This is a genomic window from Pseudomonas sp. KH_024_B2, assembly GCF_057839965.1.
Map to the genome: position 1 here is coordinate 529,751 of NZ_JBYQPS010000002.1, position 13,875 is coordinate 543,625.

Consider the following 13,875-nt stretch of genomic DNA (forward strand, 5'->3'; position numbering starts at 1 on the left):
TTTTAGCCAGCCCTAGCCAGCAATTCTTTCTCGATCACACCAACCAGTTCGGCAGTCAGATTGGACAGGGTCAACTTCTTCCGCCCCTCATCATAGTAAACGTCTGCGGCCGGATCCTTACCTAACGCTCCACGCTCGAATTGCAACGACCAGTTAGCAGCGTCCCCCTTGATACGGGTCTTCTCTTTCAGCGATTTCGCATTGACCGTAAAGTCGTCCGGCACCTTATGTTTCTCACTATTCAAATATCCTTCAACCCAACGATTTCATCCACTAAGTCAGCGGGTACGTGTGCGACAGCGACGTGGCAGATGGCGTCCAGGCGCGCGGACTTGCCTGCGGCCAACTGCTCCTCCAGATATTTGATCACCGCCTCTTTGGCCTTATAACCAAAGCTTTTTAACGCTTTGTTGTCGCGAAAAAACCGGGCAATGTTATCAATGGCATTTTTGGTAGCGCGTCCGGAGGCCACTCCTTTCGCACAACCCAGTGCAGAAATGAAATAGTCAGATGCCTGACTATCACGGCCGCGGCTGATGAAGCACAGGTAGGTTGAATCCACTTCATCCTCCGCGTCATCCTCATTCTGCTCAGGCGCAGCAGCGGCCGCAGCAGCCATAGCCTTTATGGCCACGAAGCTAGCCAAGTTGATCCTGGCGGCCTGCTGAACCTTGTTGAGATCGACTTCTTGAATTTCCTTCGGCACATAGTTTTCGTCCAGCTGAATACCACCGCGCTCCTTCATGCTGGCGACCAGGAAAAAGTCGGTTGCGCCCGAGGTGTACTGGGCGCAAAGGATGTGTCCACCAGTCGACAAGACTTGATTACCGGCTTGCTCCACCAGTTGGTCCATTGCCAAGTGGGTCAAGTCGATAAATTGCGCTTTATCATCTTGTACTTCTACGAACGCGGTGAAGCGCTCTGGAAACGGCCCCTGACGGTCATCATTGGCAAACTGTCCATAGACCACGCTGTTGCCTTCTTTGCCGATGAGGCCGTGGATGCCATTGACCAGAAAATGCAACGCAGGATTTTCAGTATCGAGCGCCACATCCTTCTTGACCACCTCGGAGATATAGCTGGTCTTGGCCAGCTTCTTGAAGCTGTGAATAATGGCAGTTTTCAGTGTGATCATAGGTCGAATTCCGTTCCGATAGTATCAATATGGAATCACTGAAAATAACACCTTACCCAACAAACTTCAGGGCTTATCTCGGCACGTGACACCGCCCAAGGGCTTCAACACTTAGGCAATGAGTAAGACCGTAAGAACCCATTAACTGTACATACATACAGCATAATGATCTATACCGTTCATCAACACGAGGGTCGGAGCGTTGAAGCGCGGACAGCACCATCTCGGATTGCCACAGACCATGGTCTCTATCATAGACTCAGTCTGAGGAAGTTTTTCCAACCTTATCCGTCAGTGCTGGAGCTCAACTGGGGAGTGTGGACCACTATCGCGAACTCTCGCGTTGGATCGCTCGGATCCTTTGTTTGAAGCAACTCTTCGAAGGAGCCGATCCCAAAGATCACCCATGGTTCTGGGTAATGCCGCAGGAGGCGTTTTGCCTGCTGACGAACAGATTCTGGGAGGGTCTGATCTCTGGACAGCTCACGCAAGAACTCGCCTGTTTGGACGATACTCCGGGTACGCTCGCAGGGCATGGTCATGTGTTGCCACTCCGCTAGAATTTGCGCTTAACCTTAGAAAACCACCGCCATCGCCGATGGATTCTGGGAGTGTGAATCATTCGTTTGAATTATAGCAAGCACGCCGCTCGGCTCCTCTGAAGTAGACAGGCCACCCCTTATACAGCCAGGTTCTAGGGGGCGATTGCTGATACGTGGCCAACACTATGTCTTGGTAAGCACCGGAAAAATATAGGGATGGCTGAGGCGGACGAAACCTAAAACGCTGAACGTCGATGACTGCCACATTGCGCACCAGTGACTTTCAGTACAGGCTCTGCGCGACGTCCAGGTCTGTTCGTACCCTTCGACCGGGTCCCATCAACACATAAACGGTGTTTTTTGTCTCGAACAGGCAATCATGGGTGAACGAAACCCCCAATGAAGTTCTTACCCAATGACCGCGAGGGAAACGTCCTTTGCTATCGTGGATAACACATAAAGCGTTGACCAAAGTGGGAGTGACTCCTCTTCTCACAACGGCCTTTAACTGACGGGGGGAGACCGCTATATCAACCACTGTCCAATCAGCGACTAGGCAATAGGCGCGTCCAGGGAAGTAAAATCCGACCAGAGCCACGGCGTCTGAATGAGCTAGCTCACATCCAGGTAATCTTTCGCCACCGGAAAGCAGTTCGACTAGGCCCGCCAGATTCATTCGTCCCTCCGACTCACCTCAAAAATCGAGTCGAATAATCAATCACACCAGTCAGCATAGCTGCGCGTAAAGCGCCTAGTCTAAACGCGATGAACAGCACGCAAAATTTGACTCATCTCCTCGAAAGCTGATGCTTAGCCCGGTCGCTATGGTCTGATTCACCCCGCGATACCTCTGATCGCGGGTTCACGTTTTCAAGACCTACAGCTCTACGTATCTCTCGCCTCACTGAACACCACTATTTCGATCGGTGGTGTCGCCGGCTGGAGTGGCTTACGCCAGTTACCGACGTCATACCATTGCCCATGCTTGAATCCCACTTCGGGATCGGTGCAAATGGGAGTGAAGCCGGGGCGTCATGAATGCTGACGTCTGCGGCATTGAGTGGGGCGATATCGGCGCGTCCAATGCCCCGTCGATATGCAATTGGCGTCGGTATAAATAGTGACATCCACTGCCCAGCAATACGCCTCAGAGATCATCGGATCCACAGCAGTACTGTGCCATTCCATAAAAATATCTACTAGAGCTTTGAATTGGACGCGATCATCTCCATGTATGCATTGCCACCCATGGGAATATCATAACCTGGTGGCCCTTCCCATTGCCGCGAGACGCCGGTATTTCTAAGCATAACTTCACCATCAATACCTTCCTTAACCATGTTGTCTAAATCCCACTCGAAGTGATTTATGAGAGCTTGGCAAGCCACATGAGGTACTGTAGTCAATAATTTTAAGCTGGAGCTGTTTGGGGGTAACTTAAGCCTCGCGATCTCCGACATCGTCCATATCATTCTCCGTAACCGGAAATGCCAAAGAGATTCTAGATGAAGCTCAAGTTGTTCTGACACCAACGGAAAAGACTTACGAGTCGCACGCTCCCTACTTACTTTTCGCGGCAAAAGTGCAAGCATGTTACCGATATTTACTCGAACCTGTTTTTGGGCGATGCGGTACAAATTCTCAACGCCTTCTTTAAGAATAGTTGCGTATTTTTCGTCCTCATCGCTCACCACCGACTCGACACTGTTCTTCTGCTTTACGTCCCTTGTAATTTCACTCAATAACCAGTCTTTATCGTTTTCGTTGAGCCAGCGTGTTACTTGATAAGCATTGACCCAAAGATAGTCCATACCAATACCTGGCTTAACCTCAAGTAGTATTGAGATTTTTTCTCGATAAGCCTTTTTTTTACTTTCTGGCAAAGCTTTCTCTTTTAGACGAACCGTCGGGTTTGCCGAGCTAGTAAGTAGAGACTCTTCTGCCAAGCATTTCTCAAATTTTTCTGCACTACCAAATAGATGTAGAGATATTAGAAGATGCCGCGCCAGCGGCATATCGATTTGACCTCTTGTTGTCGATAGCCGAATCCATTGACGTCGGATACCGGCTGCGTATGCTAGGTCAATTTTCGAAATAGTATCATCGCCAAACTTATCACGAATACTGCTAAATAATTTAGCAGTGCCAATCAGATTCCCATGAACAAACCCACGCTTCTTTGCTTGACGTCGATAATAGGCAGCCAAAATCTTATAATCCACCGATGGCAGATTGCGTTGCAGAATATCATTTACAAAAACTGCGTACTCTCGTTCTTCAGATGAGGCTAGTAAACGGTTCGCAGGTTTAATAGCGTTCCACCCACAAACACAATCTTCGGTTAAATTAGGTAATAACTTGTTTCTACGAAAGAAAGGGTGAGAACAATTCGGACAAGATTGAAGAAGTTCCTCGCCGTGCCGCCAGCAGGCCGTAACGCCCGGTACATGATGAGCTCGGTGCCAATATGCGTAACCTGACTCTATGATGTCGGCTTGCACACAGGCTAAGCAAATCTTTGCTCTGCTATTTTTAGTGCCCTCCCACCTAGGCACACGAGCAACATCTGACAAAACTCTGTCCCGTTCCTTAGATGGGTCTTTTGATAACCCTATAAAAGGCTTGTATGCAGGAAAATAAGTATTAATTTCAAGCAATTCATTAAAGTTGCTTTCTTTAACTCCAGGTAATCGAGACGCAAGATTCCCTAATTGCTTTGGTATAAACGAAAGTTGAAATGGGGCAACGTCAAAAAGATCACGAAACGTTTCTGCCTCGGTTTTGTTTCCGGACAAAAAATGGTACCTCGTAATACGAGATAACAGGGTCTCGTCGGGCATCGATATTGGAAAAAAAAGAATGCTGGACATGATTAGCCGACTTTCTAGCGTGGGTTCAGGTAGGACGCAAGTCCTGTGAAGGAGTACTTTTATCACATATCACCCTGTACCCAGGCAAGGATTTTTATGAACGCAACACAGTAGCTAACAGCCACCAACTACTACTTTAAAAAATCAGCCCATTTTTATTCGGTTTCACAATATAATACCGAACACATATAAATACCCTTCGTGTATTGCTTCGCCAAAACCTCACACAGGGAATCTACGCACTGCTCATTTACGGGGCTTCTGGCGACGGAGTTACAGAACAATATCCATACGAGAATCAGAATGCAGTCCCCCTGTGCGCGGTTTTCTGATACACGCTGTTCGATATATCGATGATTGAGTAATTGGTTTGCCGTCCAGTTTTAGCTTACGCTCTGCCCAGCTCAAACGCCTCCTATGGAATGCATCCAGGGTTTCGCATTCGGCTGCTAGGGCAGCTGCACAGTGCGGCAGCTTGTTGAGCTGTTTTTCAAACCTAGACAACATATGAAGCTCTCTGCCTATTTTTGTCCGTGAGATACGGACAGGTTTTCCTGGAAGCGTTCGTAACATTTCAGCGCATTGAACCACTTCGTTGGCAAGGTTACGGTCGAGGTCTTTGAATCTTTCTGCCTGCTGTCCACATGGTCTGTGGGCTTTACCTAGCTCTTGTGTACGCTCGGACAGCCATTGCCGATCGTTTCGATGAAGCCACACATAATCTCGACACTCATGAGCTAGGCGAGCTATGTAGTCCCCCTCAAATCGATTCCTCCTATCACCCAGCTGTTTCGAAAGCCTCGCCTCTTTCCATCGGCCTGGTCCATCCGAAATCGTGCGTATCGCTCGGTAAACGCACGCAACCGAGCTCCCCGTTTCTGACGCTATGGTCTTCGCGTCAGCCCCCGAGAGTGCCCGCGTCCAGATCGCTTCAGATGCCTCACTCATATACTCATTGGCGCTTGCCCCATGGATTTGAGGTCCGTTGGCCGCGCTATCCCTAGAAGTTTCGGTATTGCCTGTTCGGTTAAGCGGCCCGGTAATAGGCCCGTTCTGCCGCAGTATCCTTTCCATGTCGACCTTCAGCGCGCAGGCCAGCAGGATAAATTTCAGCGGATGATGGGTGCCCCTCGGCTTACGCAAAAGCTTCACAACCCAGGCCGCCGGTATATCCGCAGACGATTTGCTCAGTATCGAGTACTCCCCTAAGGAGGGGAGAGCCTCAAAGAACGCAGACATGTGCCGCGCCAATCTGCCTAAGTGCAGCCGACCAGTGTCGGAAGCCATTTCCAAGGCAATAGCGCTATCCAGAAACACCGATCGAATCGCATCAGGAGATAATGGAGGAACATCGGTCTCAAGCACCTGCATCGAACGCCGTGCTATTTCGTGCAGAGCACTTTGTAGATTTTGAGGGATGTCTAACGAAATGGAGTGAGACTGAACGTCCTCATCGTCCGGCAAGTGCATTCTTCGAGAATTTCGGCTCAACCAGCGGTAATCAAGGAACTTCAACGGGGTTCCATGGTGTGGACAGATCAAAACGCCTGGAAGCTGATGCACACGGTGCCAGTACGCTGCTCCCACACAGGCCATGTCCTGGTTGATACAGTCGAAGCACAATCGCACTCTCGAAGCGAACTCGAGTCGACTCGCGATTAACCCCAACCTTAGCATCAACCCCTCGCCATTTCCCGCCATCAAGGTATTGGCGTCGTCCACTTGTTGCTGGGTCAAAAAAGGTTCGTAGTAGGGCAGCTGCGTATGGCGCTTTATAACCCCGGCTAGCGATAAGCCTGTGCCGCACGGCAGCGCCTCGGCAAGCTCAGCTAGTCGACATGGAAAAGCCACGTTCTGCGAGAAGAAGTTTGCGGACTGCGCTCCATCGAAAACTGCTCCGCAGCTACGTACGCCACAGAGCCGGGCGTATCTTGAAAGGACGCTGTGAAGCGTCTCATCGTGAAACACGGCCGGAAAGAAATGGAATTTGAGCCCCATTTCGTCACCTTTTATTCACCCCTTCCGATACAACGGAGAGAACTCAAATAGATCTCTGTTTATCCAACCGGCGCTCTTCAACGCCTCAATGGAGTCTTCACTTTCACTTAACGCCTGTGCCTCTGACGTCTCAACCGCCACCGCCGAAGGAGGCTGCGATTTGAGTGGGTTAACGGGCGCCGCATTAGGCTTTGGGGCACTATTGTCGCTGCGACTGATGACACTGCGCAGCAACGCCAGTCGCTCCGGCCGAGCCAAACCATCGAACGCCATCATGTCGCTTAGTTGGTCTTCAATCGGAAGCAAATCGTCGAACTGCCGCATCCGTTTCGGATCTCGGCTTCGCAGGGCGGACAAAGCTGGCTTCAATATTTGCATCTTGGTGTTGCTCACCAACGCGATTGTCTCGGCGGTAACGCATTCCGAACCACTCTGGATCGCATACCTCTGACTGAGCACCAAAAGCTTCACCAAAAAGTCGGTGACGCCTTGTGTATGCTCATACAGCGCATCAAACACTTCTTCGGTCAGTTCGACCGGCTGCTGGTACCACTGATAGCTCCAGAGGTTTTCAACGAGCATTCGCCACTCGTCATCGTCCTTCTCAAAGCGTTTAAATTCGAGTACCCCGACGCCGCAGCAACGCCGTGCGTTGCGCATGACGTCCGAAAATAGGCTAATCATCGAATTTGTCCCGATGAACACCACGGGAATGCCGATGTTGTTCACTAGATGGAGGAAGAAATTCAGCATGTTGTCCTTGCCCCCAGTTTTCGCCAGGTGCAGGTTCTGTAGTTCGTCGATCAACAGAGCGCCGATGAAAAATGTACTCGCAACCTGCTCCATTTGTTGCAACGAGTCATTGATGTTCCGAGCCCGATGCCGCTTGTAGTAATCCTCATCACCTAACGCTCGCCCGACCGCATAGAAGAATTGCTGACAGAAGCCTGCCAGCGACCCATCTCGGGGGCAGTCAAGCTTGAGCCAGGTGATCTGGGTATGAACGAACTGCTTTCCTTCATAACGCTCGTGTCGGATCGTTTGAGGGTAGAGACTCAAAATGGCTTCGAGGGCGGTGGACTTCCCAATGCCACTAAGGCCAACCAGACTGAACGTTTCGGCAGTGGACTTGAATCCATCGTGGTAGCGCTGTGCACCCGAAAGCGAGTGTAGATGTCTGACAGTGTCTGGAGAAGTCGGGTTGCGTCCGACGTACCCTCGTCGGACCAGCAATGAAAATACGGACTCCAGATCCATGTGGACAATCAGAGGCTGAACCACCGTCCTCAACCGGTCGATACAGTGGATCCGAGTCGAACGGTCAAGGGCGAGCTCTTCTGGATCAACAGGACGGGGAAAATTCGAGATCAGTTGGATTGCTACCTCTTCTGAGAAGATAGGTGGCAGCGCTTCGATGAGCGGATTTCCCGCGTAGTCCGCTATCGCCTGCTTGGTGTAGCTTGCGAAAACTTGGGCGCCTTTCATTAGTTTTGTCCTGGGCGGAGTCGTTTGAGCATATCGATGACCTGAGCGCTGCGAGGGCCGGCAAAGTTCTCCGAGCGTTCTGGGGCGGTCTCTGCCTTCTGCCCAGGCGGGTCAATCCTCACACCCTCTGGCACATGGGCGGTCTCCCGCTCCTTGAGGCGTTCAACAGCGCGGTTCTCACGAATATTTCCAATCATCTCGGCCTTGGTCGCAGGGACTGGCTCTTCTTTTCGCTCAGCCATCGCACCACTGACGATTTGATTAACCTCCTCTAGAAGCGAAATCCGACTCTCCAACTCAGCGCGTTTATGAGCCGGTGGAGCCTGGCGGTAAGCTTCGAGCAGGTCGAAAATTTCATCGGATCGATAATCAGCATACTTGTGATCGGACTTACGCAAATCGCAACGGATGAACTGTTTGTTGTCGCCCCGGATCCAAATATGTGCCGCGGAATTTGGATCATACCAACACTCTATAGACCAAACCCCGCGGCTACGGGCTTTCGCAAACCAGTTGTTCTCGATCGCTACATCACAGACATAGTGCATCCCTCGGAATAGCACACCACCCTTTTGCACCGTTGCTTGCTCGCGCGGAAGCAAATGGAGATAGACCAGCTCGTCGGGATGATTGTTTGGTTCGACGTGGCCATTTTCCAACGCCCAAGTCCAAATACCTACCGGCGTCGGGTCGACACCGTCGTTCATCATCTCTTGAGTGAGCCTGTCGGGCTGCCGGTTGAAGCGGTTATAGTGAAGGACGCACTGGATGATGATCTTAGTGAACTCTTTCATGCTCAGCGTCGCGTCGAGTCGGTAATCTCGCTCGCCACGCTCCTTCTCCCTGGCCGCTACGCCACCTGGTAGCCACCTGATGCCCGTCAAATCGTTCAGGATACCGAACCGACTCTCCACCATCGACTTCCAGTCCGGCCGGTAAGGCGGAGCGATTCCCAGCTCGATATTCAGGCCAGTGGCAAGACCTTCAGCTGCTTTCCCCAACATCTCGCCTCGATCAGCGTAGATGTGATGCGGGAGGTGGTGACAGGCCCATTCTTCGGGATCGATTGTGACCCCGTTGGTAGCGCAAAACTGAACCTTCGAAGTGAAAGCGTTGAACAGCGCTTGCCTGGCTCCGTTCCAGCTCGGCCCCTCCAACCCGATGTAGAGACCGACGATCATGCCGGAGAAGCTATCGATGACGACGTACACCACCGGCCGTCCAATGAGCATCCGCCTGGAGTAGCCGTTCACGAGATAAATGTCAGCAATGGTGGCATCGATCTCAAACTGATGGCAGGGGCCACGAAGCCAGTCACGCACGGTTCCAGAAAGGGGGCGGCAATCTTTTAGCCACTTCCGCATTCCCTTACGCCCGCGTTCAGTTTCAACTTCGTCGAAATATTGCTTTCCCCAATAATCGAACTGCCTGAAGGAAGGAATTTCCGAATCGGGTAGGAGGCGACCACCCGATTCTGGATTTTTCGAAAGGTCTTTCGCTGTGTAGAACCTTCTAAGCATCTCGACATAGGCGCTGGTTATCGTAGAAGTCTTATCCCCCACGAATAACGAGTAACCGACACGGATACAGCGCTTATCCACGGCATCAATAAGCTTGGTCGGCGAAACGGCAATACCTTGGTATCGTGGTTTTCTGCCGGGCGGTTTTGCGGGATCATACTTGCGCTCAGGAACTCCGACGCCCGCGTAGTTTTTCAAGAGCGCATTTCGAACCTGGCCATTGATCCAGTAACGGTACAGAAGTCGATAGATACTCTTGCGCTGCATGCCAAGCTCAACAGCTCTAGCGCCCACCATTCGCCCCATCTCATCGGGAGCAAATATCTGACCTGGGTAATCTGAGTCGATCAGGGGAGCGATGATGTTCCACTTTTCATCCCTTTCCCGCTTCTTTTTCTCATCCAGGTCATCCTCTAGCACTAAGAGAAACTCAGGCGTAACAACCTTGGATGGCTTCGTATCGCCTGCTATGACAGAGCCGCGAAGCTCTTCCAAGCCCAAACCAATCGGTTGGCGTGGCGGGTCCGTTAATTGGATCAAAACTACCGCATCGTATCGCTCACTGAGATACAAGACCCTAACGATACCAGGCACGACGGAAAACTCAGTGACCGGTTCAAAAATATCATTGACTTGGACTTTCATGATAAGCCCTCCGCCGCCAGTGAAATTTTTATTGGGTTTTCGATGATTTCAAAGGTTGGTAGTAGTGCAGTCATTTGAATGGGAGTACCAACCAAATCTACGTTGATCGACTTGGACCATATCAGGTGATGATATAAAGCCCGAGAATCTTGATAGGAGATAAATAAACGTGCGGCAATCTTTCGCAGACTTTCAGCAGTACTCCAAGGGTATGGACGGCAGCTAGCTAAGTGCTCCAGAAAATCTGAATGTAATGAGGGCTCTACCAAAGCGCGCGGCAGCTGAGCGAATTTCCTGAGCAAGCCTAAGTTTTTGATCAAATCGGGACTGAACATTTCTTCAGTGACAATGGCCCAATCAACGTGTTGACCAGCCCAGAAACGCTTTTCGATCTCAAGTTTTTCCAACGTTCTCCTGGCTTGTTTGCCTTCGAGGTCGCTGCGGTATTTGATTGTTCGTGCTACGGATTTAAAGCTGCCATCGGGCTTTTTTATTGTTAATAAAAAATCCGTGGTCATGACGTAAGGAAGCACTGTCTTCGGATACCTGGGGTATCGCACTCCGATAGAGCTAGCGATTGCTTGAGCACTTTCTCGCGGCAGCAATGGATACTGCTCGCGTATATCCACAACATCTTCCGAAAATTCACATACCAAAAAATAGGCGCGTTCTAGGTCAGAAAAGAGGTGATGGAGGCGATCGATCTTCACACCTTGGATCTTATGGGAGCGTCCTCTGGAAGGCACGTCTTGGACGCGCAGCCAGGGCAGATAACTGGCACCAGCACCGCTACCGAATCCATTCGTAATATGCCGCTGAATATCTGTCTCAGACGAAAACCTACGACCGCGCAATGCTACCTCCTTCGTCCGCCGGGACCGCCTCTCCTCGCCCTGAAAATAGTTATAGGAAAAAATCGTCCACCATCTGCCGATGGTACAGCGCTCTTTAGCCTACTCCCGGAGCGGGAAGAAGCGGAGAATCTAGACCGACGGCTCAGCCCAAAAATGGAAACCCCCGTAGATACGGGGGTTTCGGCCTTGTGTCAATCTATGTTGCGTCGTGTCAATCTTTATTGTTTTGTGTCAATCTTTATTGTTAGAAACCAGCGGCATTGTTATCGGGTCCTCAATACTTTGCTTCATGCTCTTTTCCTGTTACTTGCTCACGCTTTTGTTGGTAGGCAAGGCCCATACAAGCCCCAGCAGCCGATGACGACGTAAGCAGTAGGTGACCTGGGCCTTCGTTTTGGTTATTGCGCTGTTCACCTCAAAGGTGAACAGCTCCCCTGGTCGTGCCATTAGCTGTCCTTTGCAAGGACCATCAGAGCGCAATCCCAACTCGATGCTGGCATTTTCCCACATTGCAAGAGAGTGCAAGCACCAAATGGACACCGTTTCTGGAGCGAATAGCTAGGCCAGGGATAACTCGAAGGCTCGGCGGGATCGTATTTTGATCAACGGACAGTGGTGTGAGTCAGGTACAGCAGCATCACGTCACGTCCCGACATTCTCCCGGTAACGGCATCAACGCGGATCAGGTGCCGGAATTGACCAGGGCGAAGGGATGCAGCTCGGCGGGTGGCCATGCGGGACTCACTGTCAGGATTGGACGGGGATCGAGGTCGTTCCTGAGAGAGATGGAAGCGGGTCTCCTGATCATCGTACCAACAGGCCCGACGCGGTGTTCACGGAAAATGCCACATCTAGTTAGTCGCACCTTTTTCCAAAGAGACATACGGCAGTCGTTGCTATTTCAACGAGCAGTCGCATTTATTACGAAAGGCCAGAACCGTCAGGGGGCTCTTCTGCGAGCAGTCGCTTTTAATTTTGGGCGGACAGCAAGTTCGTCCCCTTAACTTGGGGCGGATTGAACTCTGTTCATTTCAATCTGGTGAGACCATTCGAGTTGTTTGGTGGGCGGGCTGTGCCCCGGTGGTGCACCCTGAGTGAACCTCCTTTAGCTGACCATTGACCTGCAAACCAGCAAATGACGTTGCCAATAGGGACAGGCTGTACGGCTGCGCTCGACCTGGCATATCGATGTGGCGCTAAGCGTCCGGTCCCGACCGGAAGCACGGATTGAGGAATGAGATATGGAAAATACGCCGGCTAAATGGGTGGTGAGTATGAATGGAGTTTCTGTTGGCGAGCTCGACGGCCAACAGGTTGAAAATCTCGAGAAGGAGGTCAAACGAGATAAACGTCTGTATTTGAAACAGGGGTTTAACTATGCCGCCAGCATGTTGCGCGGTGTAGCAACAGTGGTACAAATCGCACCCTTCATCATGGTCGTGGGCGCGACGTTGTTCGCTCTCGATTCGCCTGGGCGGTTCAACGAGTTACTTTCGGAAAACGCAGCGGGGCTAATGGTTGTTAGCGCTTACACGTCGCTCCTGGTTGGAGGAATGGCCGTCGGACTCGGGACTGCTTGCGGATTACTTAAGCTTGGCATCGTAAACCACTTTACCGATCGTAAGGACCTGTTGATCCGTCGCGCCCTGGGCCTCGCTGCAGATGGTGATATTCAGCTCAGTTTGGCTCAGAAGGCCGGTTAGCGGGCCGCCGTGATTTTGGGCGAAAAAAAACCGGCATATTCGCCGGTTTTTTATTGGGTTGATCTAATTGAGCTGCAGCAGCTGAACCGAGCGCAAAGTCCTGACCACCTCAGCAGTACGTTGGCAAGGGGAGTAGCATCGCTCGATTTGATCAGCGAAAGCATCAAAACTGAAACGCTTGACCTGGGCTGACCCGTCCTTGAGAACGTGTCCGAAGCTAATCAACGCGTGAGTCACAGTTTCTGCTTGTTCAGATGTGCCGAGATACAAATCTACGCCAATGGTTTGGCCGCACACAACAATGGGATCTTGCATTTTCTCGCTCCTGCAGAGGGAGTGAGGCGATGCCCCGCGGGGACATTGCCCCACTGGCGGTTGAGTTTTTTTGACGAAGCCCAGGCAACTGAGCTTTACGTGTTGATCAACAACACATCGAAGTGGTTTCCCCCAAAGGGATCACTGCGAGTTCTTTACCCTACGAATAACCGGTACTGGTCCGAACATCTCAGGGGTTGGTCTTGGATCGTTTTGTACGTCGCCACCAGAGGTGTGACAGTACAAAAACGCTGGCCAGGCAAACAAATGCGAGCACCAGAAGGAATGCCGGCTCGTACTGGTATGAGCCGCAGATCATCGTGATAAACCAAAGGAAAATTTCCATGGAAACCTCATGCGTATTGAGGTTCCACGTCCCGACAGGGGCATGAAACCCCAGGTGGGTGAATTGATGTGCTTTGTTCGGCGAACCCAGGTCCAGCTTGACCTGCCCCGAGGGGACAGCCGGAGGCTGCAAGGAGACAAGATGGTACACGCCGTCACGCATGCTCGACAATACGGGGTGCGGTGTGGCACCCAATGAAGATGACCCGATCAAGGAAACTTGCGGTTATAGGAAGTGTGAAACAATTTTGACTCTGCTGTGCCTTAGGGCTAAGCGTCCCATGGTGTTCGTTGCCAGCCGCGAAAGGTGCGGTAGGATGCCACCCACCTAATTCACGGATTGACGCGGTGGCCCTGTCTGGGGTCAATTGCGTGCAGTCATTAGCAGCCGGGCCCTTCGTAGATTCGACCAGGACCGCCGGTAACGGGTTTTCATTTCACCAGATGAAGAAAAAGCGAGCCC

At 51.4% G+C, this 13,875-nt stretch carries 12 protein-coding genes and 1 pseudogene; 1 reads left to right on the top strand and 12 read right to left on the bottom strand.

Going from position 1 to position 13,875, the window contains the following annotated elements:
• Positions 1-2: 2 nt before the first annotated feature.
• The 10 genes and pseudogenes from AC3I0A_RS29735 to AC3I0A_RS29780 form a co-directional block, all read right to left on the bottom strand.
• A complete protein-coding gene (locus AC3I0A_RS29735; RefSeq protein ID WP_017341687.1) occupies positions 3-245 on the bottom strand; it encodes a nucleoid-associated protein in 243 nt (80 codons plus the stop codon).
• Entirely contained in the window at positions 242-1,135 is an 894-nt protein-coding gene (locus AC3I0A_RS29740; protein WP_017341688.1) for a nucleoid-associated protein, read from the bottom strand. The genes AC3I0A_RS29735 and AC3I0A_RS29740 overlap by 4 nt, the downstream gene beginning before the upstream one ends.
• A gap of 284 nt (positions 1,136-1,419) precedes the next feature.
• Positions 1,420-1,677 (bottom strand): BPSL0761 family protein, encoded by a 258-nt coding sequence (locus AC3I0A_RS29745; RefSeq protein WP_017341689.1) that lies wholly within the window; start codon positions 1,675-1,677, stop codon positions 1,420-1,422.
• A gap of 283 nt (positions 1,678-1,960) precedes the next feature.
• Positions 1,961-2,353, bottom strand: coding sequence for a DUF6957 family protein (locus AC3I0A_RS29750; RefSeq protein ID WP_075946966.1), 393 nt, complete (start codon positions 2,351-2,353; stop codon positions 1,961-1,963).
• Between the two features lie 523 nt (positions 2,354-2,876).
• On the bottom strand, positions 2,877-4,547 hold the full coding sequence (locus AC3I0A_RS29755; RefSeq protein WP_489378714.1) for a TniQ family protein: 1,671 nt from the start codon (positions 4,545-4,547) through the stop codon (positions 2,877-2,879).
• 273 nt (positions 4,548-4,820) lie between these two features.
• Positions 4,821-6,062: a TnsD family Tn7-like transposition protein gene (locus tag AC3I0A_RS29760; RefSeq protein WP_238588335.1), complete on the bottom strand. Its 1,242-nt coding sequence runs from the start codon at positions 6,060-6,062 to the stop codon at positions 4,821-4,823.
• A gap of 9 nt (positions 6,063-6,071) precedes the next feature.
• Positions 6,072-6,545 (bottom strand): annotated as a pseudogene (locus AC3I0A_RS29765) (TniQ family protein); the annotation flags it as partial.
• Between the two features lie 15 nt (positions 6,546-6,560).
• Entirely contained in the window at positions 6,561-8,030 is a 1,470-nt protein-coding gene (locus tag AC3I0A_RS29770) for an ATP-binding protein (RefSeq protein WP_017341692.1), read from the bottom strand.
• Complete coding sequence (locus AC3I0A_RS29775) at positions 8,030-10,195, bottom strand: Mu transposase C-terminal domain-containing protein (RefSeq protein ID WP_017341693.1); 2,166 nt, start codon at positions 10,193-10,195, stop codon at positions 8,030-8,032. The genes AC3I0A_RS29770 and AC3I0A_RS29775 overlap by 1 nt, the downstream gene beginning before the upstream one ends.
• Positions 10,192-11,049: a TnsA endonuclease N-terminal domain-containing protein gene (locus tag AC3I0A_RS29780; RefSeq protein ID WP_017341694.1), complete on the bottom strand. Its 858-nt coding sequence runs from the start codon at positions 11,047-11,049 to the stop codon at positions 10,192-10,194. Before AC3I0A_RS29780 ends, AC3I0A_RS29775 begins: the two co-directional genes overlap by 4 nt.
• 1,241 nt (positions 11,050-12,290) lie before the next feature.
• Between AC3I0A_RS29780 and AC3I0A_RS29785 the strand changes: the two genes are divergently transcribed.
• Positions 12,291-12,752 carry a hypothetical protein gene (locus AC3I0A_RS29785; protein WP_489378716.1) on the top strand — a complete coding sequence of 154 codons (462 nt, stop codon included), beginning with the start codon at positions 12,291-12,293 and terminating at the stop codon, positions 12,750-12,752.
• Positions 12,753-12,815: 63 nt separating this feature from the next.
• On the opposite strand, the gene AC3I0A_RS29790 is transcribed toward AC3I0A_RS29785, so the two are convergent.
• Both AC3I0A_RS29790 and AC3I0A_RS29795 read right to left on the bottom strand, forming a co-directional pair.
• A complete protein-coding gene (locus AC3I0A_RS29790; protein ID WP_489378717.1) occupies positions 12,816-13,067 on the bottom strand; it encodes a hypothetical protein in 252 nt (83 codons plus the stop codon).
• Between the two features lie 190 nt (positions 13,068-13,257).
• Positions 13,258-13,575: a hypothetical protein gene (locus AC3I0A_RS29795; protein ID WP_489378718.1), complete on the bottom strand. Its 318-nt coding sequence runs from the start codon at positions 13,573-13,575 to the stop codon at positions 13,258-13,260.
• Positions 13,576-13,875: the final 300 nt, after the last annotated feature.

Coding starts and splice junctions, on each gene's coding strand:
- AC3I0A_RS29740 (WP_017341688.1), bottom strand. CDS start 1,135: ATGATCACACTGAAAACTGCCATTATTCACAGCTTCAAGAAGCTGGCC.
- AC3I0A_RS29745 (WP_017341689.1), bottom strand. CDS start 1,677: ATGACCATGCCCTGCGAGCGTACCCGGAGTATCGTCCAAACAGGCGAG.
- AC3I0A_RS29750 (WP_075946966.1), bottom strand. CDS start 2,353: ATGAATCTGGCGGGCCTAGTCGAACTGCTTTCCGGTGGCGAAAGATTA.
- AC3I0A_RS29755 (WP_489378714.1), bottom strand. CDS start 4,547: ATGTCCAGCATTCTTTTTTTTCCAATATCGATGCCCGACGAGACCCTG.
- AC3I0A_RS29770 (WP_017341692.1), bottom strand. CDS start 8,030: ATGAAAGGCGCCCAAGTTTTCGCAAGCTACACCAAGCAGGCGATAGCG.
- AC3I0A_RS29775 (WP_017341693.1), bottom strand. CDS start 10,195: ATGAAAGTCCAAGTCAATGATATTTTTGAACCGGTCACTGAGTTTTCC.
- AC3I0A_RS29785 (WP_489378716.1), top strand. CDS start 12,291: ATGGAAAATACGCCGGCTAAATGGGTGGTGAGTATGAATGGAGTTTCT.
- AC3I0A_RS29790 (WP_489378717.1), bottom strand. CDS start 13,067: ATGCAAGATCCCATTGTTGTGTGCGGCCAAACCATTGGCGTAGATTTG.
- AC3I0A_RS29795 (WP_489378718.1), bottom strand. CDS start 13,575: ATGCGTGACGGCGTGTACCATCTTGTCTCCTTGCAGCCTCCGGCTGTC.